Source organism: Aeromonas veronii bv. veronii, from assembly GCF_000820225.1.
Classification (GTDB): Bacteria; Pseudomonadota; Gammaproteobacteria; order Enterobacterales; family Aeromonadaceae; genus Aeromonas; species Aeromonas veronii.
On record NZ_CDDK01000040.1, the window covers coordinates 23,741 to 45,578 of the forward strand.

Genomic DNA, 21,838 nt, shown 5'->3' on the forward strand with positions numbered 1-21,838 from the left:
GGTATCGCTTACCCGATGACGACGTGATCGAGCAGAGTCATCACCACCTGCTGGTGATCCACCCCATCTGCCAGCGCGTCATAGCTGAGGGTAAAGCGGTGACCAAGCACGCTGGGCACCATGGCGCGCACATCGTCGGGCAGCACGTGGTTGCGCCCTTGCAGCCAGGCATAGGCGCGTGCGCACTTGTCCAGAGCAATGGATGCGCGGGGACTGGCGCCGACCGCAATCCACTGTGGCAGCCCGGTGGCCGGGTAGCGATCGGGGTGTCGGGTCGCCATGACCAGCGCAATGATGTAGTGCTCCACCAGCGGTGAGACCGTCATGGCCGATAGCTCAGATCTGGCCTGCAAGATGAGTTCAGGGGAGAGGGGGGCGAACCCCTCGTTCTGCTGGCGGGTACCGCGCTCTTCGGCCCGCACCAACCGAATGATGGCAAGCTCTGCCTCATCATCGGGGTAGGCGACCGAGACCTTGAGGGCAAAACGGTCCATCTGGGCTTCTGGCAGCGGGTAGGTACCCTCCTGCTCGATGGGGTTCTGGGTGGCCAGCACCATAAAGAGCTCGGGCAAGCGATGGATCTTGTCACCGACGGTAACGGTGCCTTCTGCCATCGCCTCCAGCAGCGCCGCTTGTACCTTGGCGGGGGCGCGGTTCACTTCATCGGCCAGTACGATGCTGTTGAAGATGGGGCCAGGCTGGAAACGCAACTGGTGGGCTCCGTCACGCTCCTGATACATCTCGGTGCCGGTTACATCCGAGGGGAGCAGATCGGGGGTGAACTGAATGCGGCCGAAGCTGGTATTGAGGGCTTCTGCCAGCGCCTTGACCGAGCGGGTCTTGGCGGTGCCGGGTAAACCTTCAAGGAGCACGTGGCTATTGGTCAGCAGGCCGATGACCAGGGCGCGGATCACATGGGACTGGCCGACCACACTGAGACCAACCTGTTCGATAAGTTGCGAGATCTGTTGTTGCAAGGAGTTCATAGGGTTTTCCACAGGGTACATTTAACGAGACAGAGATTGCGCTCGGAGGGGCCAACAGGTTTTCAATTTCCAGCCGGCACGGGGCGAGCCAGCTGGAAATTGAAAACGCCCACCAGAGAGTGATGGGCGTTGGAGTCACCGCCTTACTTGATGGTGGCGACTTTTTGTTTGAGTGCATCCAGCTCTGCCAGTTTGCCCTTGAGCATCAGGCTCTGGGAGCTAATGCTGGCCGGGTTCATCTGGAAGCTCTGTTGCATCGGATAGTTGGGCAGAGTGTCGAAGAACTCTTTCAGGATCCCCTGTGCAGGTACGAACAGCCACATGTTGTCTGCCATCCAGCGCAGATACATGCCTGACTCATGCGGTGCCTTCTCGAACGGGTCAGCGCGCAGGTTGATGATCTGCGGCCAGTTTGGAGTCACACGCGCCGCGTCGGTGATGTTGCCCTCCATGGTGGCAAAGTTCAGTTTGAAGTCATTCCAGCGCACGGCGTTGAGTTCGCCGTTTGAGGAGAAGTAGAGCATGGAGTTGCGCGGGGAGGTGTCGGCTTTTCCTGCGAGGTACGGCATGAAGTTGTAACCGTCCAGTTTCACCCGCCACTGTTTGCCGTTGGCCTTGTAGCCCTTGGCCAGCTTCTCTTTCACATCCGGTACACCGGCAGCGGCCAACAGCGTCGGCATCCAGTCCTGATGGGCCATCATGGCGTTGACCTTGGTGCCTGGCTTGATCACGCCTGGCCAGCGAACCAGTTGCGGAACCCGCATCCCGCCTTCCCATGTGGTGCCTTTTTCGCCGTAGAATGGGGTGGTGCCGCCATCCGGCCAGCTGACGGTCTCGGCGCCGTTGTCAGTGGTGTAGATCACGATGGTGTTGTCGGCGACCCCCAGCTCGTCCAGTTTGTCGAGCAGGATCCCCACCTGATCATCGTGCTCCAGCATGCCATCGGCATAGATGCTGACGCCGGATTTACCCTGATACTTCTCTTGCAGACGGGTCCAGACGTGCATGCGGGTGGCGTTATGCCAGATGAAGAAGGGCTTCTTGGCCTTGACTGCTTTCTCCATGAACGCCAGCGAGGACTCGAGGAACTCTTCGTCAGCATGCTCCATGCGCTTGCGGGTCATGGGGCCGGTATCTTCAATCTTGCCGTCGGCAGAAGATTTGATGACGCCGCGTGGGCCGAACTTCTTCTTGAACTCCGGATCTTTCGGGTAGTAGTAGGTTTCCGGTTCCTCTTCCGCGTTCAGGTGATAGAGGTTACCGAAGAACTCGTCGAAACCGTGCTTGGTCGGTAGATGCTGGTTCTGATCGCCCAAATGGTTCTTGCCGAACTGAGCCGTCATGTAACCCTGCTCTTTGAGCAGATCACCGATGGTGGGGGCCCAATCCGGAATGCCGTGGGTAGAGCCGGGCATGCCGATGGTCAGCAGACCGGTACGGAATGGCTCTTCACCGGTAATGAAGGCGGCACGGCCGGCGGTGCAGGATTGCTGACCGTAGTGATCGGTAAAGAGGGCCCCTTCATTGGCGATCCTGTCCAGGTTCGGGGTCTGGTAGCCCATCATTCCCTGGTTGTAGGCACTGATGTTCCAGTAGCCGATGTCATCGCCCATGATGGCAAGAATATTGGGCTTGGCGGCTGCTGTGGCACTACCAGCGGTGGCCATTAAGGCAAGGCTCATTGCTATTTTGTTTATTTGAATGGCCATTATTGGCTCCACTCCTAATCTGATGTGAATTGGTACACAAAATGGGCGATGAAAGCAGCGTGCGTTTAACGCGGTGGAAATATCATCCCGTGCAGGCTGTTGGAGGGGATGGAATACCCGGATGGGCACATTCCCCTTTATCGCTGTCGTTATGACCTGCAAAGAGTGATATGACCTGAATAGCCCGAGTTAACCGCCGCTTGGAAATCAGCTTTCAACAGTTTCACTCTATAAATCCCGTTTATCCTTGTCGCCTTATAGCGAATATAACCGCTGGTTATCCGATATTTTTTCTCCAACCTTTCGGTCGCAGGCTATCGGGTGGGCTGGAGCGAGCATGGGAAGCTTTATCCAGAAGGCGGAGGTGTCTACCGCTATCGATGGCGACAAGGCGAATAAATGGGTGATGGAGTTCACAGTTCGGCTAATCAATTTAGGGGATGAGAGCTGTTATGAGCATTGTGGTGTGCCTTTATTCAAATATCTTACTGGCAAGTCGAGCACTCTTTAATTCTGATTAAGTCATAATTAAGTAAAGTTGGGGTGTTGATTGTTTCGCTCAGACATGAGTTTTTAAAATTGCTCACAATCTCATCGCGAGATTTAAAAATTCTACTTGCATATTTTTGAACGAGTAAATATGACTTGCATGGGAGTGGCCAAATAAATCCAGCTGTGATCTTTGTCTTTTCAAGGTGCTAGGGTCATAAATGCCTATAAAAACAAGGTAAAAGGCTCGGCTATTGACTAAGTTGATAGAAGGCGAGGCATAAAACAGCGCCAGTTTGATACGACAACATCGCATGGGACCCGGATCATGGACAGAGCGCAGGGCGTAGCCCCCTTTTCGTTGCAAGTGGATCTAAGGCAGGTGGTGTATGCCCTGTCAGCCTCGCTGGATCTGGTGGGCATTGGCGATGTGGCCCACGGTAAACGGGTCGGGATTATGGCTGCCGAGTGCAGCCGGGAGCTGGGAATGAGTGAGGCCGAACGCTGTCTGCTGTTCGAGCTCGGGGTGCTGCATGATATCGGTGTCTCCTCGACCATCACCCATCACCATCTGGTCAGCGAGTTCGATTGGGAGTCCTCCCAGCGCCACTGCGAGGTGGGATATCAGCTGCTCAAGGATTTCCGTTTGCTGGCACCATTGGCCCTGCCTATCCGTTATCACCACACCCACTGGCACCTGTTGCGCGAGATGGCCGATGTGGACCTCAATGTGGCCCGTCAGGCCAACCTTATCTTTCTGGTGGATCGCTGCGATGCGTTGGCGGCGCCCTACTATGGCGATGGTTCATTGTTGATGCATACCAACGAGATCCGCGCACGCCTGCAGGATTTCCGTGACGAGTTCTTTGCCCCCGAGCTGGTGGATGCCTTCCTCAAGGCGTCTCGCTCTGAGGCATTTTGGCTGCAGCTGGAAGCGCGCTCCATCAATGATTACATGCTGGAGATGCTGCAGGTGCGGGAGCCTTGCCTGACCTTCAACGGGGAGCTTAAAGCGCTGGCGCAGATCTTCTCCGGCATTGTCGACGCCAAAAGTCCATTCACGATGACGCATTCACTCGGTGTGAGCAGGTTGTCTCGGGCATTGGCCGAGCAGATGGGAGTCAGTGCCATCCATTGTGACATGCTGGAGATCGCCGGTTTGCTTCATGATTTGGGCAAGCTCAGGGTGCCGGACGAGATCCTCGACAAGCCTGCCAGCCTGACGAAAGAGGAGCGGGCCATCATCAATTCCCACAGCTTCGAGACTTACCAGATCCTGCGCCACATCGAAGGGTTTGAGGAGATTGCCTGCTGGGCGGCCTATCACCATGAGGAGCCTGACGGGGAGGGCTATCCGTTCCACCTGCCGGCATCCGCTATGGCGCTAGAAGCGCGGATCCTGCGGGTCGCCGATATTTTTCAGGCCATGGTGCAGGACAGACCTTATCGCCGCGGTCTGCCTGCCCGTGACGCATTGACCTTTATGCAGCAACTGGCGGATCAGGGGCGGGTCGATCCCGCTGTGGTGGCGGTGCTGGCCGATCACCTGCCGCAGATGATGATGGCAGCCATTCCGGATCGCGAGCCTGATCATGCCATCAATTGAGGGAGAGGCTGGCCGCTGACTCATACCGCCGCGAGCCAGCTATGCTTGGAACAAGCCGAGCATGGTGCCGGTACCGGCGCACAAGACGCCAGCTTGATAGACTACCGTAGGGGATCAGATATGGAATCGCTAAAAGCCAAGGATTATATGCAAAGCAGACCCATCACCTTCACTGCCGACATGATGGTGCAAGCTGCGGTCGAGAAATTTCTGAACAGTCATCAGCTCGGTGGCCCGGTGGTGGATGGGCAGGGCCATCTGATTGGCTGGATCTCCGAGCAGGATTGCATCGCAGTGCTGCTTAAAGAGGCCTATCACTGCGAACAGGTGGCGCAGGTCAAGGATGTGATGCGCAAGGAGGTGTTGTCGGTGGGACCCGATACCAGCATTTTGAGTCTGGCGGAGATGATGATGGGGCAAAAGCCGAAGATCTATCCGGTAGTGGAGGAGGGGCGTCTGCTCGGGGTCATCAATCGCCACAACGTCATGCAGGCCATTCACGCCCAGCTCACCACCTGTTTTGTCCATCACACCCACGGTTAACCCTGTTTTCCTCTCTCCCAAGGCAAGCTTCGGCTTGCCTTGACTATTTCATATACTGAGATTTATTCATATTATGCCATCTTACAATGGTTGTTTTGTCATGTTTGAGGATCGGCCAATCTCTCTGTCTTCCCATATATAACGCTACGTTAAGGCTTGCACCGTTCCCGCTCGCTCTTTAGGATCGCTCGCAGCTAATCGATATGGCCCCTCTGGGCACCTATTTAAGGAATTCGTACCTTGTCTCTCTCTATCGAGGCGCTGCGCCGCCGTCTCTCTGCATGCATGAACCTCGACGCCCGCCGCCTTTCCAGCCGTCTGCACGGGGTCAAGAAGCTGCCTGAAGGCAAACAGGCCGCCGTGCTGGAGACCATATCCGCCGATCTGGATGCCGCACAAGCGCGTTATCAAACCCGTCTGGCCGGAGTGCCCAAGGTCACCTATCCGGACAACCTGCCGGTCAGCCAGAAGCAGGCTGAGATCGCCAAGGCCATTCAAGAGCATCAAGTGGTGATCATCGCAGGGGAAACAGGCTCGGGCAAAACCACCCAGATCCCCAAGATCTGTCTGGCGCTCGGGCGCGGGGTGAAGGGCTTTATCGGCCACACCCAGCCACGCCGTTTGGCAGCCCGCACCGTGGCGGCCCGTATTGCCGAGGAGATGGAGTCCGAACTCGGCCACTACGTGGGTTATAAGGTGCGCTTTACTGATCAGGTGAGCGAGCAGACCCACATCAAGCTGATGACCGACGGTATTCTGCTGGCGGAGATCCAGAACGACCGGATGCTCACCCAGTACGACACCATCATCATTGACGAGGCCCACGAGCGCAGCCTCAATATCGACTTCATCCTGGGCTATCTCAAGCAACTGCTGCCCAAGCGCCCGGATCTCAAGGTGATCATCACCTCGGCCACTATCGACCCGCAACGTTTCTCCCGCCATTTCAACAAGGCGCCGGTGATCGAGGTCTCCGGCCGCACTTACCCGGTGGAGGTGCGCTACCGTCCACTCACCAGTGACAAGAGTGAAGGGCTGGAAGAGCGCGATGAACTGCAGGGGATCTTCGATGCGGTGGAAGAGCTGGCACGCGAAGGGCTGGGGGACATCCTTATCTTCATGAACGGCGAGCGGGAGATCCGCGATACCGCCGATGCCTTGCGCAAGCTCAACCTGCGCGATACCGAGGTGCTGCCGCTCTACGCCCGTCTTTCCAACGCCGAGCAGAACAAGGTGTTCCAGCAACACGCCGGACGGCGCATCGTGCTCGCCACCAACGTGGCGGAGACCTCGCTGACGGTGCCGGGCATCCGCTACGTTATCGATCCGGGCACCGCCCGCATCAGCCGTTACTCCTGGCGCACCAAGGTGCAGCGCCTGCCCATCGAGCCGGTCTCCCAGGCCAGTGCCAACCAGCGTAAAGGGCGCTGCGGCCGAGTGGCGGACGGCATCTGTATCCGCCTCTACTCGGAGGAGGATTTTAACAGCCGCCCTGCCTTCACCGACCCCGAGATCCTGCGCACCAACCTGGCCTCCGTCATCCTGCAGATGCTGGCGCTCGGCCTTGGCAATATGGAGGCTTTCCCCTTCGTCGAGCCACCAGAGTCGCGCCATATCAAGGATGGCCTGACTCTCTTGAAAGAGCTGGAGGCGGTGCGCGAGCTGCCCGCCACCGGCGAGCGCGAAGCCAAGTTGCAGCTGACCGAGACCGGTCGCCAGCTCTCGCGCATCCCCCTTGATCCGCGTTTGGCGAAGATGGTGATCAGCGCGGCGCAGACCGGCTGCTTGAGCGAGGTGATGGTGATCACTGCGGCCCTCAGCATTCAGGATCCCCGCGAGCGGCCCATGGAGAAGAAGCAGGCCGCCGACGAACAGCACAGGCGCTTTGAGGACAAGGATTCCGACTTCCTCGCCTTCGTCAATCTGTGGAACTACCTGAAAGAGCAGCAGGATGCCCTTGGCAGCAATCCATTCCGCCGCATGTGCCAGAAGGAGTTTCTCTCCTATCTGCGGGTGCGCGAATGGCAGGACATCCATTTCCAGCTGCGTCAGACGGTCAAGGAGCTGGGTTTTAAAGCCAACCATGAACCGGCGGATTTCAAGACGGTGCACTGTGCCCTGCTGACCGGCCTCTTGAGCCACATCGGCAACAAGGATCTGGAAAAGCCCGAGTTCCTTGGCGCCCGCAACGGCCGTTTCCACCTGTTCCCGGCCTCGGGTCTGTTCAAGAAGCCGCCCAAGTGGGTGATGGCCGCAGAATTGGTGGAGACCTCGCGCCTCTACGCTCGCATCAATGCCAAGATTGAGCCCGAGTGGGTGGAGCCGCTGGCAGGCCACCTCATCAAGCTGCACCATAGCGACCCTCACTGGTCGAAGAAAAACGGCGCCGTAATGGCCAAGGAGAAGGTGACGCTGTATGGCCTGACACTGGTCAATGAGCGCACCATCAACTTCAGCCGTATCGATCCGGCGCTGTGCCGCGAGCTGTTTATCCGCCGCGCCTTGGTGGAGGGGGATTTCGAGACCCGTCACCGTTTCTTCAGCGACAATCGCAAGCTCCTGGCCGAGGTGGAGGCGCTGGAGCACAAATCCCGTCGGCGCGACATCCTGGTGGATGACGAGGACTTGTTCCGCTTCTACGATGCCCGTTTGCCGGAGGAGGTGATCTCCGCCCGCCACTTCGACAAGTGGTGGAAAGAGGCGCAAAAGCGGGATCCCGAGCTGCTCAACTTCGAAAAAGAGATGCTGATGAAGGGGGACGCCGCCCACATCAGCGATCTTGACTACCCCAACTTCTGGCAGCAGGGGCGCCTCAAGCTCAAGCTGACCTATCAGTTCGAGCCGGGTGAGGCGGCAGATGGTGTGACCCTGCATATTCCGCTGCCGCTCCTGAATCAGGTGGAGGTGAAGGGGTTCGAGTGGTTGATCCCCGGGCTGCGCCACGAGCTGTTGGTGGCCCTTATCAAGTCGATGCCCAAGCCGATGCGCAAGAATTTCGTGCCGGCGCCGAACTATGCCGATGCGCTGCTTGCCAGCATCAACCCCGAGCAGGGGCCGCTCTTGGACGAAATGGAGCGCCAACTGCGCCGCATGACCGGCGTGACCGTGCCCCGAGAATCCTGGGATTGGAATGCGGTACCCGATCACCTGAAACTCACCTTCCGGGTGGTGGACGACAAGCACAAGAAGGTAGCGGAAGGCAAAGATCTGGAAGCCTTGAAAGAGTCGCTGCGTGGCAAGGTGCAGGAGACCCTGTCGCAAGTGGCGGACGATGACATCGAGCAGTCCGGCCTCACCCTGTGGAGTTTTGGCGAGTTGCCCCAGGAGTACAGCCAGAAGCGCGGCGGGTTCGAGGTGAAAGCCTATCCGGCGTTGGTGGACGAGAAGGATTCGGTCGCCATCCAGCTGGTGGAGAGTCCGGTGGTGCAGCAGCAGCTGATGTGGGCCGGTCAGCGCCGGCTGGTGCTGCTCAACGTGCCATCCCCCATCAAGTATCTGCAGGAGAAGCTGCCCAACAAGGCCAAGCTCGGGCTCTATTTCAACCCGTTTGGCAAGGTGGCGGAGCTGATTGATGACTGTATCGCCTGTGGCTGCGACAAGCTGATCGAGCAGCATGGCGGACTGGCTTGGGACGAGGCCGGTTTCGAGGCGCTCAAGGAGTTTGTCCGTGCTGAGCTCAACGATGCGGTGGTGGAGGTAGCCAAACAGGTGGAGGCCGTACTGACGCTGTCCCATGAGATCAAGAAACGGCTCAAGGGCAAGATGCAGCTCGACACCGCTTTTGCCATGTCGGATATCCAGCAGCAGCTCGGCAACCTTATTCACAAGGGCTTTGTCACCGAGACCGGCTGGCAGCGGTTGCCTGATTTGCTGCGTTACCTGCGCGCCATCGAGCGTCGCCTGGAGAAGCTTGCCATCGATCCCAACCGGGATCGGGTCTACATGCTCAAAGTGCACAGTGTGGAGTCGGAGTACAAGGCGCTGCTGGCCAAGATCCCCAAATCCCAGCTCATTCCCACCGAGGTGGCCAATATTCGCTGGATGATCGAGGAGCTGCGGGTGTCGTTTTTTGCCCAGAATCTGGGGACCCCTTATCCGGTCTCCGATAAACGGGTGCTTAACGCCATCGCTCAGTGCTAAGCTGCTATCTAACTGTTTTAACAGCATGATAGCGGGTGCTGAGAAGGGGTTGCCGGTCAGGTAGCCCCTTCAAACCGCAAGTCAGGGAGGCAAGGATGCTGGGGATCTGGTTGAGTGTGGCGCAGGTGGTGATCAGCGGTTATCAACCCATCGCGGAACAAACCTGGGTGCAGTTGAACCCGGAATATTACCCGCTGGCGCGCACGCCGCCTGCGATGTTTGTGGCTTGGCGTGGCAATCAGTTTCCGCCGCTGGCCCAAAAGCAAAAGCACGGTCGCTGGCAGATCCTCTTTCCCGCCCGGCTGGTCCCCCCTTTCGATCTGTTCGAGGGGGAGGCGCAGCTCTCCAAAAACTATCTGGCAAGGCTGCGGCGTATCGACGAGATGGCTTACGGGGTCGCCCCCGGCCAGGTCGCTGCAATCGTGCAGCAGGGGAGTGGGTCCCCTGCTTATCACGCGCAACCTGTCGCGCCCTTTATCGCCGAGTTCCGTACACCCCAAGACGCGTTCGGTGGTGTTGATATGCTCACCGACCCCGCCGAGAACGAACCTCTACTGGTTCAGCTGGGGGTGACCTTTCGCACTGCGGGGATGAGTGGTGCCCAAGGATATGAGGGAGTAGCGAGCACCGATATGGCGCTCGCCAGCCACACGGCTAGCTTATCCGCAGGCAGTGACGTCATGCTTACCCTCTCGGCTCCTGCGGCCGGCGGTTCACAAACCGTGTGTCATCAGGTCGCAGCAGGGGAGACCCTGTGGCGTATAGCGAATCAGTTATCCAGCGCCCAGGGAGCAGATACCTACAGCTATTTGCTGGCGCTGGTGGCAGAGAACCAGCAGCGGCTTGGCAAGAGCATTCGAGTCAGAACGGGGGAGGGTCTCTACTGCCCGCGCGCCGAGACCCTGGCGCGGTTTGATGCCCTGAGCCCGGCCCAGCGTCAGCAGCAATTCGCCCGGTTGGAGCAGAGGCGCTAAATGCAGAGTCGGTACCTTGTATCCGAATTTGGCCCGTGGTAGTATTCGCGCTCGTTTTGCGAGGTGCTGACCGGTCGCAGTTAGCACCATAAATTCATCCAAAAGAGATACATACTATGTCTTTCGTATTCCAAGCTGAAGTCCGTTCTGACCTGGGGAAAGGTGCGAGCCGCCGCCTGCGTCAAGCTGACCAAGTTCCTGCCATCGTTTACGGTGCAGGCAAAGAAGCCCTGTCCATCACTGTTGACCACAAGAAAATGATCCTGGCTCAAGAGAAGCCGGAATTCTATGAGTCTGTACTGACTCTGGTTATCAACGGTGAAGAAGTTAACGTAAAAGTGAAAGCTATCCAGCGTCACCCGGTACGTTACAAGCTGATCCACCTGGACTTCGTTCGCGTTTAATAGCGAACAGTCAGGTTGAAGAAAAGCCACTCTCAGGAGTGGCTTTTTGCTATCTGACATCTTGTGATCAGGCTGAAGGGACTTGCCTGATAAGCCCGCAAGGCAGTTATCCCAGCTGGCTAAGGGCTTGCTGGCAGCGCTGCTCGGCGGCATCCAGCTCCAGCAGCACCATTCTGATATCTTCCATCTGCTGTTGCAGTGTCTCCCGTTTCTCCTCAACCAGTCCCAGCATGGTCTGTAACTGGGTGCGGCTGCTCTTGTCGGCATCATAGAGATCAAACAACTCGCGGATCTCGGCGAGGCTGAACCCGAGCCGCTTGCCACGCAGGGTGAGCTTGAGGCGAACCCGATCCTGCTTGCTGTAAATGCGGGTCTGTCCCTCTCTGGCAGGATTGAGCAATCCCTGATCCTCGTAGAAACGGATACTGCGCGTCGTAATATCAAATTCCCGGGCCAGCTCACTGATGCTGAAGCGCCGTCCTTCATCCATGTTGTTCATACAGACTTCTTGGCGAACTAAATCCTGTCTGCACCTTACCTAAACGTAAACTGCACTGCAACTCTTGTTCCATTGCGTCAGAACCCCTATGTTATGGCCATGTAACAAACAGAGGCAGGCAAATGGATATTGCAATTGTGGCGGCAAAACGGACTCCGATGGGGGCGTTTCAGGGGGCATTGGCAGAGGTCACTGCGCCTGAGTTGGGAGCCTGTGCCATCGAGGCGGCACTGCAGCAAAGTGGGCTGCGTCCGGAGCAGGTCGATGAAGTGTTTATGGGCAATGTGCTGGCGGCGGGCGTGGGGCAAGCGCCAGCCCGGCAGGCGTTGTTGAAAGCAGAGTTGCCAGATAGTGTGCCTGCTACCACGGTCAACAAGGTGTGCGGCTCCGGCATGAAAGCAGTGATGCTGGCGGCGGATACCATCCGCCTTGGTGACAACAGGGTGGTGGTCGCGGGGGGGATGGAGAGTATGAGCCGTGCCCCCTATCTGCTGGATAATGCCCGCAACGGCTTTCGGATGGGGCATCAAAAGGTGTTGGACCACCTATTCCTCGACGGTTTGCAAGATGCCTATGATGGCCAGCTGATGGGGGTGCATGCCCAGCGCAGCGCCGATCAGGCCGGTTTGACCCGCAGTGCCATGGATGAGTTTGCTCTTGCGTCGTTGCAGCGTGCGCGCGATGCGCAGCAAGCCGGCGCATTTGCATCCGAGCTGGCAAGTGTCTATCGCGGTGATCGCTTGTTGCTGGCCGAAGACGAGCAGCCTGGCAAGGGCAGACCGGAGAAGATCCCGACCCTGAAGCCAGCGTTTGGTAAGGAAGGCACTATTACGGCGGCCAATTCGAGCTCCATCTCGGATGGTGCGGCGGCGCTGATATTGATGGATGGCGCCACGGCGCAAGCCTGGCAGGTACCTGTGCTGGCTCGGATCGTCGGTTATCAGAGCCACGCGGCATTGCCCGCCGAGTTTACCTCTGCGCCCATTGGCGCCATTTCACGCTTGCTGGCGCGTCTTGCATGGTCGGTGGAAGAGGTCGATCTGTTCGAGATCAACGAGGCCTTCGCCATGGTCACCATGCTGGCCATGAGCGGGGTCGGCATCCCTCATCACAAAGTTAATGTGCATGGTGGGGCCTGTGCGCTTGGTCATCCGCTGGGGGCGAGTGGCGCGCGCATTCTGGTGACGCTGATCGCCGCGCTGCGGCAACGGGGTTTGCGGCGAGGCGTGGCCGCGCTCTGTATCGGGGGCGGGGAGGCGACCGCTATCGCGGTCGAGGTGAATGACGAGCCGAATTAATTGGTGGCTTCCATCGCCAGCAGTTGTTCCGTGACCCAGGTGGTGGCGGCCAGATAGAGGTGACTCACCTTATCCTCGCTCAGCCCCAGGCGGGCTGTTCTGGCCGTTACCCGCGACCAGTTGGCGCTCTCGTAATCTTCACAAAACGCGAGGTAGAAACCCAGATTGCCTTTGCGCTCCAGCAGCGCCAGCCGAATATCGTCGATAAGAGGGATAGTGCCGAGCAGTTTGTCCATCGGCTGCTCCATCAGTACATCCAGCAGGGAGAAGAGACCGGTGATAAAGGCCTGTTGTGCCTGCTGGCTCGGAGCGTGGGCGTGGGCTAACAGTTCACAGAATCGAGCACGGATCATCGACATCTGGTAGAGCTCGGCGCTCTTGCCCTTGCCCGCACTGGTCGCGGCCACCAGCGAGACAAAGCGCTTTAGCTGGGTGTTGCCCAGATAGATGGCAGCCTGGCGAAATGACGAAATAGTGTTGGTGTGGCCTTTGAGATGGTTAACGTAGCGCAGCAGCTTGAGGGAGAGGGAGATATCCTGGCTGAGCAGTTGCTCGATCTTGTTGATATCCGGCTCTGTCTCGTTGACCACATTGAGCAACTGCATCACCACGACTTGCGCCGGCTCCATAGTGGCTTGTTTGACCATCTCGGGGCGGCTGAAGAAAAAGCCCTGAAACAGCTGGATCCCCAGCTGTTTTACCCGTTTGAACTCCGCCTTGTCCTCTACTTTTTCTGCCAGATAGGTGAGCCCCAGCGCTTGATGACGCTTGATAAACACCTTGATCTGAAAAAGTGATGTCGCTCGCAGGTCAAACTTGATGATATTGATAAAGGGGAGGAAGCGCTCCCAATCCGGCGACATGGTGAAGTCATCGAGTGCCAGCTGATAACCCAGTTTGTGCAACTGTTTCACCTTTTCCAGCAGGGCATCATCCGGTGGGGAATCTTCCAGGATCTCAATCACCACTTTTTCGGGCGGCAGGCACTCTGCCAATCCCTCCAGCAGCAGTGAGTGGGGGAAATTGATAAAGCAGGGGCGGCCTCCCAACAGCTGATCGATATTTTGTTGGAGGAACTGTTCGACCACCAGGCGTGACGTCGCCTGCTGGGAGGAGATACTCGGGAAGACATTATTCAGACTATCGCGAAAGAGCAGCTCATAGGCATGAGTGTTGAGGTCTCTGTCGAGGATCGGCTGTCTTGCTACGTAGGAATACATGCCTTGCTCCAGTAAAGGTACTGGGTTGATTTTATGGTGTTGCAGAACACTATGCCAGTGTTCACCTTATTGAGTAAGGCAATAATTGGCATAGCGTTTTTTGCAGGGAAGGAATTTAGAAGAGATAGCTCAATTGTGCACCAGCCAGCCAGGCATCCCCTTCAGAAGTGCCCTGGAAGGTGGAGGTCGTCATCGGATTACCCGGTTGCAGCTCCATTTTTTCAGTGACATCCACCTTTTTACCATCGATCAGGGTCAGCCCCAGATCCACGGTCAGGTTGGGCGTGAACTGATACCCCATTCCCACGCTGTACCAGAGGCGATCGGCATCCGGGATGGAAATGGTACGACGATCGGCTGGCACAGGGCTGGCGTCATAGGCCACACCGGAGCGCAGTTGCCATTTGGGAGTGACCTGATAGGTCATACCGATGGCGTAGCGCCAGCTATCTTCCCAGTGCTCGTCCTTGATGTGCATGTTCTGCAAATTGTTGAGATCAGCTTCCAACTGAACGAATTTGCTCCAGTTGGTCCAGTTCAGGCTGCCGTGGAGAGCCAGCTTGTCAGTCAGCTGATGGAACGCCGCCAACTCTGCCGTCGCTGGCAACGGCAGATCCAGACTACCGGTATCTCTGATCTCGGTAACGGAGCCATCTGCATTGGGTCGGCCCAGGATAGCATCTCCCGAGAGGGTCAAAGTGACATCGTGACGGTAGGAGAGGCCAATTCGGGTTTGCTCGGACAACTCCAGCAAGGTGCCGACATTCCAGCCCCATGCCCAGCCATCCCCTTGCAAATGTTTTGCGATCAGGTTGCGAGAAGGGAAGGTGCCACCGACTTCTCCTTCGCCCTGAATAGCAGAGATCCCGGCACCAATTGACCACATCTCATTGATGCGATAGGCGAGTGAGGTACCCAGATCCATGGTCTTGATATCGGAGACATTGCCAAAGTGTCCCGCGCTGTAGTTATCCGGCATCTTGACGCCAAGGCCGTAGTAAGAGGTTGCCGAGAAGCCTAGTCGCCACTGCTCATTGAGTGGAATGATGAGATAGGCGTTGGGTACCCAGGCTGCGGCGGCGATATCGTGTGCACTGGCATCGGAGGTGACGATACCGGCTTTGGTCGGCAAGCGGGTGTTGCCTTCAATATTGACGTCAGGACTGACATAGATGACTCCGCCAGAGAGCGCCATCTGATCGAAGCGGGTCATGGCTGCTGCATTGCGGGAGAGTACACTGGCGTTATCCGCGATGGCTGCCTCACCGGCAAAGGCGCGTCCCAGTCCTGTAGCGGACTGTTCAGCCAATTGGAACCCGGCGGCATGGGTCTGACCCGCGATCACCAGCAGGGCGATGGCGGACGGTTTGATGATGGGATGCATGGCAAAATCCTTGCTGTTACCCGAAGGTTCAATCGGTCATATGAATGAAGGCAGGATTTTATATGGTATGACCAGTAAGGCAACGGTAATGGCCAGTATCTGGATAAAACAAGATTAAATGCTGGGATGATGCACTCTAATAGCTTGATTGGAAAAGAAAAATAAACACGTGTGTGCTACATGTGTGCGCTGAACTGGCTTTTGCGGATAAAAAAAGAGCGCCTGGCGGCGCTCTTTCAATTCTATCAATAATCAGAACTTCATGTTGAAGCCAACAGATGCTAAGAATGCATCACCATGTGAAGTACCAACCCAATGCGGGTTTTGTAGGCTTGCAGGACCATGAGTCGCACCCAAGCTTTCATCTACATCAACTTTCTTGCCATCGATATAGGTCAAGCCGAAGTCCAAGCTCATATCTTGGTTGAAGTGGTATGTTGTACCAGCGCTATACCAGATTCGATCTGAGTCTGGAATGCTCAAGCTGCGATACTCAGCTTCGATTGGAGTTTTGTCATAAGCAAAGCCTAGACGTGCTTCCCAAACTGGGTTTATGTACCAAGTTCCGCCGATCGCATAACGAGTTGAGTCTTTAAACTTCTCGTCTTTTTGTAAAAGCGTTGCACCACTGCTGGAGGTTGCTTTCAGTTCTTGGAATGCGCTCCAGTCGGTCCAGTTAACGGAGTAGTGAACTGCAAATTGCTGATTAAGACGATGGTAACCAGCAAACTCTGCTTGTGCTGGCAAATCGAGCTTAAGATTGCCGTCAATCGTTCTACCGGCCAAGCCGCCAGCAATCGCAGGGAGGTCATTCGAGTAATCCCCGTCAAAGCTCATGTCAACCTGTGAACGGTAGGTTAGTGCCAAGCGGTTATTTTCGTTAATTTCGTAAAGTGTACCAATGTTCCAACCGAAGCCCCAAGTGTCTCCTTTCATGTGAGAAACACGAGTCGCATTAGGTAACTGAGGAATCAAATCTCCGTTGAAGCGATTCAACTCAGCAGCGCCATAAACTGCATTAATTCCAGCACCGATACTGAATTGCTCGTTGATTCTGTAGGCAATGTTGGGGTTTATGTTGAACGTAACAAGGGATGTGTCACCTGCTCCAGAGCCTGCGTTGAAACTCTTATCGTACTCGGTAGACAACCCGTAGTTGGAGAAGAGACCAATACCCCAAGCCCACTGGTCATTAATTGGTTGGATAAAATATGAGGCTGGCACAAAGGCTGCTGGTGCAATGTCATCTTGGCTGGCACTTACGCCACGCAAAGGAATAGTTCCCTCCACATCCACATCCGGTTTGATGTAGGTGCCGGAGACAGAAACTGCCATCTTGTCGAAGGTGGTCATGGCGGCCGGGTTACGGGCCAGAACGGAGGCGTTGTCGGCAATAGCTGCTTCACCGGCATAGGCGCGACCCAGACCGGAGGCCGAGTGCTCGTTCAACTGGAATGCCGCGGCATGGACTTGACCGGTGGCCAGCGCGATGGTGGCGGCAATCAGGCTCTTCTTGAAAATAGTTGTCGTCATGGTGTTCTCTCTTGTAGGCAGATTTTTTTGCCGATATTGGCTGCACGTTCAATGCAAACCTCGACAAAATCCGTTTTTATTTCAGCTTCTTCCCAATCAATTCTGGCGTGATTCTATGGATCTGGTAGGAGGTAAGAAATCAGACCAGTGACAGCAGAATACATAAAAGTGATCGATGTGTTAATCATTTGTTTTAACTTGCTGTTTAATTCATCATTTTGAGGGTCTAAAGGTGGATTATTGACCTGGATTGCCGATCTCCGTCACAAAAATAATTTTGTCAATTTTTCGAAATCTTGAGGCAAATGAGTGACAAAGAGGAGTAATCAGGGGGAGAACAGGCAGCGGCTGGTGACCGCCACCTGCTATTGAGGATGGATCTGAGGTTGTTAACCGGCGATGTTAAATGTCCCACTGCAGACGTGACTGCAGGGCGTTGGCAACGGGGGCAAGTGGCTCTCTCATCTCGCCAATCAGTACCATATTGGCGCCTTTGAGCTGGACTATCTCCCCTTTGAGGGTGCCATCTTCAAAGGTGGCCTGTTGCAGGGTTAATGGCACATGTTTGGGCACTAAAAAGAGAGTGACTGGCCCCATCTTTCCCTGGATCACCATGTGCAAGGCTGGTCCCTGATAAAACGAGCAGTGATTGACATAGGTCACCTTGAGCCCATCCATCCCGCTTAAGGTGGCGCCATACTTCTCCATCTTGGCATTGATGTTATGCAGATTGACCTGTTCATCGACACCTTCAATAAAGGGTTCTTCGCCATAGACATGAGCCATCGCCACCTGTGCGAGGGAGAGGGCCGCAGGAGCCGTTTCTGGCAGCGTGATCCAGCGGGTGCTCATTCCCAGCAGGAAGGCGACCGATGCAGCCAGGGCGATCTGGCGCCAGGATGTTGATGTCCGGATCTTGACCGGCGCCGTGCCAAGGGGGCGGGATGGCGGCAAATCATCTGGCGCGTCACTGTCTTGCTGCATGGCTTGCCTGAGCAGGACCCGCTCGACCAGTCCGGCGGGGACCTCTACCTGCATGGTGCGCTTGAGGGTTCTGTCGAACTGCTTCATCTCGTCGAGATAGTTCCGATTGGCCTGGCTGGCTTCAGCAGCTTTGAGAAAATCCGGCAGTTGATCGTGGGGCTGGATCATGGCGTTGCGGCGAAATTCGAGTTCATCCATGTCCGTGTCCTCTTGCTTGGTTCTTCTGCTCCATCGCCTCCTTGATCTGGTTGCGGGCGCGAAACAGGCGGGTCATAACGGTGTTTTTGTTGAGGCCGAGCATCTCGGCAATCTCCTCACCACTGAATCCTCCCACGACTTGCAGCAGCAGTGGCTCCTGGTACTCCTCGGGCAATCGGGCGATGTGACGGTGCAACCACTCGTTCTCCATCTCCTGTTCACTGTGCAGCGCATCGTGCTGGGGTTGAGGGTGATCGTCGAGATCCACCAGCTCCAGCTGTTTGCGTTCAAAGCGGCGGGCGTTCTCCCGTCTGAGGATGGTGATCAGCCACCCTTTGGCCGCCTTGTCATCCTGCAGGGTGTCGATAGCCTTCCAGGCACGCAGGAAGGTCTCTTGCACCAGATCTTCCGCCACGTTGGGATCCCTGGTCAGCCAGTAGGCATATCGGTAGAGATCGCCGTGCAGCGCATGAACCAGTGCTTCAAATTTGGTTTGTTTGTCAGCCATGGGATCAGAGACCGGCGAAGTGGCCGGATCATTTCCACCAATATGCTGCTGAGCACGTTTTTTTCTAAAAAACAGCAGTGCCATTGGGCAATCCTTGTCAGGGGGCGTGGCGGCGGGAGCGGGAACTCCCGTGCGCCAGCAGGTAAATCAGGTACGCAATACCGGCCGTTTCATCAGCCCTGAGGGTACGCGCCAGAGCGCGCCACTCGATGGGCGGGCCAGAAGAGGGCCGTGCAAAACAGGCTCGCTCGAGTGCGGCTAGCCCGTTGCCGAGCCGATTATGCCCAGCCTCAGGCAACTGGCCTAATTGATAATAGGAGACCTGCCAGCGCATGGTCGCCCACTTGATCAGCGCCTTGCGACTGGCATCCGGCTGTTGTTGGGCAAGGGCACGTTGCAGTTGATAGAAGGCGCGCCAGCGGGGCCAGTGGCGCCATAGTGCACGCAGCGCCACGGCCAGCACGACCCACCAAAGGCTCTCTCGCAGAGCCACCTGCGATGTCTGCTGATCAGGTTGCCGATTTGTCGTTGCCTGAAACGTCAGCGTAATGGCGGGCAGGTTGGCCTGTTCAATCCGGCTGCTTTGGGTATTAAACCAGGGCAAATCAATGGGGGGGAGCTGATAGTCGCCGCTCTGCTCCGCGACCAGAGTCTGGCGCCACTGTCGCTCAAACAACAGCTTGCCATCACGGTAACGCTCCTGCTGTTGCTCGCCATCGGGATGTGCCTGTATGCCGCTTGGCAGTTGATGGGCCATCAGGGGGGCAAGCTGTATCTGGCCGCTGTCACCATTTTCCATGGTCAGGGTGAGGATCCGGATCAGCGGTTCACCCACTTCCCCCGTGGTGGCCGGTTCAAGACGCTGGCTCAGGGTCAGTCGGGTGGCCACCGGCGTGGCAGGGGCTTTGTCCACCCTCACCTCGAGCGGTGCCGCGCGGGCCGAGAGTTTTTGCGGCTTGCCCCCTTGCGGCGTGAGCTGCCCCTGCAAGCGGGGTGAGTCGAGGTGCCAGAGTCCCGGCGCTTTTGCCTGAACGAGCCAGCTGCGGGTGAGCCTGCCGGGCAGACCTGCCTGAGCGGGGGCGATCCGCTCGTCGCTACCGAGGCGACGGATGGTGAAGTGGGCAGAGCTAAGCTCGCTTAGCGCCGGGTTTTGCATACTGGTGGGCAGCCAAAGAGTCAGGCGGTAGATCACCGGCTGGCCGGGATAGAGCGGGCCCTGATGATCAAGGCTGGCCTGCATCTCGAGGGGTGAGGGGGCTGCGGGTTGCGGCAGCGCCGCTGTTTTCTCCTCTCTCAATGGCAGGGTGAGCGAGGGAGTGAACTCATTTCCGAGCTTGAGCGGGGCAATCACCACCTCTGTATTTGCGGGTGAATTGCTCTGGTGCAGCGGGATCTGCCAGCGAGTCAGTTGTTGTACCGGGGTGGTGACCCGGCTCATGGTCACTCTGCCCACTGCAAACTGGCGCAGTAGGGGGGTGATCTCCAGCTCGCTGCTCTGGCGCTCGCCATCCGCTTCGATGATCAGCAGCCAATCGCTGGGGTCGGCCCCCGGCAGCAGCTCTGCCCGAGGGGGCAAAGCCCAGCAAAGTGGACTCGCGAGTGCGAGCAACAACCCCCATCCTGCCCGTGTCACCAGGGCTCCTCCACCTTGATCAGATCCCGGCGTAGTGCCTCTTTGCGCAGTCGCTGCTCCAGCAGCAACACAGGGGGAGAGGGGGGCAGGGGCATTGCTGCTGCCTGCTGTTCAGCCGATGGCTTGGGCTGCTTGCTGTTGCTGGTATCGGGAGCGGCCGCCGCTGCGCCCTGTAACAGAGAGAGGTTATAGAGCGCATCTTCATGGCCGGGTTCAAGTGCCAGAGCGGCCAGATAGGCCTCTTTGGCTGCGGCAAACTCCCCCAGTTGCAGCAGGGCATTGCCGCGGTTGTAGTGGGCGGTGGCACTCTCTGCTTCCTGATAGGCTGCGATGGCTGGCCGGTAGGCGCCAGCTCGATACCAGGCGTTGCCGCGCCAGACTGGATCGTTGAAGGTGCGGGCTGCCCGCTGAAAATCCCCCTCTTGATAAGCCTGCATCGCTTGCAGATCCCCCCTCTCTGTTGCTTGCAGATCTTGTGGCGCAAGCAGCTGAGCTCCCAACATCAGCGCCACCATCAACCGGGCGCCGACTCTGGCCAGCAAGGCGAGCGGTAACAAGGGGATTAGCAACCAGGGGCCAAGATCCAGTGGCGCCGGGGTGAGGGCCGAGGTCGTGGTGGGGAGGGGAGCAAAGTGGGGGACATCGCTGCCAAGCCATTGCAGCTCACCGCCGAGGCGATTGGCCAGTGCGGCAATGGCCTGACTATCGGGGGCGGGCAACTGCGCGGGCATGCGGGTGGCAAACCCCAACTCATTGGCCGGAATGGCGGGCATGGGGGCCGGTTGACCGCTGTTGGCAAGCAGAATATCGAGGCGTGCCGACTGGGTGTCGCGGCAAAGAAGGCGTTGCTGGCAGGGCCACAGGGCGGCGATTTGGGTCATCTGATTATGGGTGAGGTCGTCGGTGATCAGCAGCAGACGCGCTTGTTCTCCAGGGGCCAGCTGCGTCATGGCAAGTTCCACCGCCCGTGCCGGGTTGCTGCCCTGCAGCGGCATGATATCGGGGCGCAAGTCGGGCAGCAGCAGCGAAAGGGCCTGATGATCCCGGGTTGGCGGCATGGCGAGGTAGGCATCGCCTGCGTAGAGGATCAGCGCAATGCGCTCGCCCTTGGCGCGGCTCAGCAGCTGCTGCAACTGCCATCTGACCCGGGTTGCCCGATCCGGTTTGAGATCGGTGGCGGTCATCGAGCGTGACAAGTCCAGTAGCCAGATATCTAGCGGTGCTGCAGGCTGCTGTTGCAGCTCACCGCGCAATGCCGGTCCACTCAGGGCCAAAATGACGGGCAGGGTTGCCAGCCAGAGCCAGGGGCGCTGAGGACGGGATGCTGGCAGCAGATAAGCCTGCATTGCAGGTGCGAGCAGCGGGGGCTGGCGACGACGGCGCCACCCTTGCCAGAGCCAGGGGATGAGTGCGATCAGCCACAGGGGGCGGAGCAAGATCAGATCCATCTGCGTGCACCTCGTGTCAGCCAGCTACGCACCATGCGAAACTCCAGCCTGCCGTGCCCTGACGGCAGAAGCAACAAGCCACAAAGCAGTGCCAACGGCCAGGGGTAGAGCTCGATCACCGGCTGGTACTGGGCAATCGGCATGGGGGCAGGTTCAAGGGCATTGAGAGTCACGTTGATGGTATCGAGATCGCTCTGGGTGCGTGCCCGAAAGTAACGTCCCTGGCCTGTCTGTGCCAGCTCTTTCAGGAGCGGCTCGTCCAGTTCGCTGCTGGGATCGGCC

16 protein-coding genes and 1 pseudogene are annotated in these 21,838 nt (G+C 57.5%); 6 read left to right on the top strand and 11 right to left on the bottom strand.

Translation table 11 applies throughout. The features are described from left to right. Positions 1-8: 8 nt before the first annotated feature. Together BN1139_RS16550 and BN1139_RS16555 are read right to left on the bottom strand one after the other, a co-directional pair. The gene (locus BN1139_RS16550; RefSeq protein WP_013723784.1) at positions 9-986 is read right to left on the bottom strand and encodes an AAA family ATPase; all 978 of its coding nucleotides are present in this window, start codon (positions 984-986) and stop codon (positions 9-11) included. A 143-nt stretch (positions 987-1,129) separates the two neighbouring features. Beyond that, entirely contained in the window at positions 1,130-2,668 is a 1,539-nt protein-coding gene (locus BN1139_RS16555) for an arylsulfatase (protein WP_223849303.1), read from the bottom strand. 844 nt (positions 2,669-3,512) lie between these two features. Between BN1139_RS16555 and BN1139_RS16560 the strand changes: the two genes are divergently transcribed. From BN1139_RS16560 to rplY, 5 genes are all read left to right on the top strand, one after another. Further along, positions 3,513-4,790, top strand: a complete 1,278-nt coding sequence (locus tag BN1139_RS16560) for an HD domain-containing phosphohydrolase (protein WP_005351681.1) — start codon at positions 3,513-3,515, stop codon at positions 4,788-4,790. A 120-nt stretch (positions 4,791-4,910) separates the two neighbouring features. Further along, on the top strand, positions 4,911-5,333 hold the full coding sequence (locus BN1139_RS16565) for a CBS domain-containing protein (RefSeq protein WP_005333273.1): 423 nt from the start codon (positions 4,911-4,913) through the stop codon (positions 5,331-5,333). 240 nt (positions 5,334-5,573) lie between these two features. Next, positions 5,574-9,473 (top strand): ATP-dependent RNA helicase HrpA, encoded by a 3,900-nt coding sequence (gene hrpA / locus BN1139_RS16570; RefSeq protein ID WP_005351683.1) that lies wholly within the window; start codon positions 5,574-5,576, stop codon positions 9,471-9,473. Between the two features lie 95 nt (positions 9,474-9,568). Next, positions 9,569-10,447: a hypothetical protein gene (locus BN1139_RS16575; RefSeq protein ID WP_005351685.1), complete on the top strand. Its 879-nt coding sequence runs from the start codon at positions 9,569-9,571 to the stop codon at positions 10,445-10,447. Between the two features lie 116 nt (positions 10,448-10,563). Next, a complete protein-coding gene (rplY, locus tag BN1139_RS16580; protein ID WP_005333252.1) occupies positions 10,564-10,851 on the top strand; it encodes a 50S ribosomal protein L25 in 288 nt (95 codons plus the stop codon). Positions 10,852-10,957: 106 nt separating this feature from the next. Here the strand turns inward: rplY and BN1139_RS16585 are convergent, their stop codons facing one another. Continuing rightward, positions 10,958-11,350, bottom strand: coding sequence for a MerR family transcriptional regulator (locus BN1139_RS16585; RefSeq protein WP_005351693.1), 393 nt, complete (start codon positions 11,348-11,350; stop codon positions 10,958-10,960). Positions 11,351-11,472: 122 nt separating this feature from the next. On the opposite strand from BN1139_RS16585, the gene BN1139_RS16590 reads away from it, so the two are divergent. Continuing rightward, positions 11,473-12,648, top strand: coding sequence for a thiolase family protein (locus BN1139_RS16590; protein WP_005351695.1), 1,176 nt, complete (start codon positions 11,473-11,475; stop codon positions 12,646-12,648). Here BN1139_RS16590 and BN1139_RS16595 read toward each other — a convergent pair. The 8 genes and pseudogenes from BN1139_RS16595 to BN1139_RS16630 form a co-directional block, all read right to left on the bottom strand. Beyond that, positions 12,645-13,868, bottom strand: a complete 1,224-nt coding sequence (locus tag BN1139_RS16595) for an EAL and HDOD domain-containing protein (RefSeq protein WP_005351696.1) — start codon at positions 13,866-13,868, stop codon at positions 12,645-12,647. The two genes, BN1139_RS16590 and BN1139_RS16595, sit on opposite strands and share 4 nt — an antisense overlap. Before the next feature lie 115 nt (positions 13,869-13,983). Continuing rightward, complete coding sequence (locus BN1139_RS16600; protein WP_005351697.1) at positions 13,984-15,252, bottom strand: OmpP1/FadL family transporter; 1,269 nt, start codon at positions 15,250-15,252, stop codon at positions 13,984-13,986. A gap of 252 nt (positions 15,253-15,504) precedes the next feature. Then, a complete protein-coding gene (locus BN1139_RS16605) occupies positions 15,505-16,785 on the bottom strand; it encodes an outer membrane protein transport protein (RefSeq protein ID WP_005351698.1) in 1,281 nt (426 codons plus the stop codon). Between the two features lie 402 nt (positions 16,786-17,187). Further along, complete coding sequence (locus tag BN1139_RS16610; RefSeq protein WP_005351710.1) at positions 17,188-17,967, bottom strand: DUF3379 domain-containing protein; 780 nt, start codon at positions 17,965-17,967, stop codon at positions 17,188-17,190. Beyond that, positions 17,960-18,559: a sigma-70 family RNA polymerase sigma factor gene (locus tag BN1139_RS16615; protein WP_005333245.1), complete on the bottom strand. Its 600-nt coding sequence runs from the start codon at positions 18,557-18,559 to the stop codon at positions 17,960-17,962. Before BN1139_RS16615 ends, BN1139_RS16610 begins: the two co-directional genes overlap by 8 nt. 13 nt (positions 18,560-18,572) lie before the next feature. Beyond that, positions 18,573-20,084 (bottom strand): BatD family protein, encoded by a 1,512-nt coding sequence (locus BN1139_RS16620; RefSeq protein ID WP_005351715.1) that lies wholly within the window; start codon positions 20,082-20,084, stop codon positions 18,573-18,575. 20 nt (positions 20,085-20,104) lie between these two features. Further along, positions 20,105-21,556, bottom strand: a complete 1,452-nt coding sequence (locus BN1139_RS16625) for a VWA domain-containing protein (RefSeq protein ID WP_013723779.1) — start codon at positions 21,554-21,556, stop codon at positions 20,105-20,107. Beyond that, positions 21,547-21,838: pseudogene (locus BN1139_RS16630) on the bottom strand (VWA domain-containing protein); the annotation flags it as partial. The pseudogene BN1139_RS16630 and the gene BN1139_RS16625, both read right to left, overlap by 10 nt.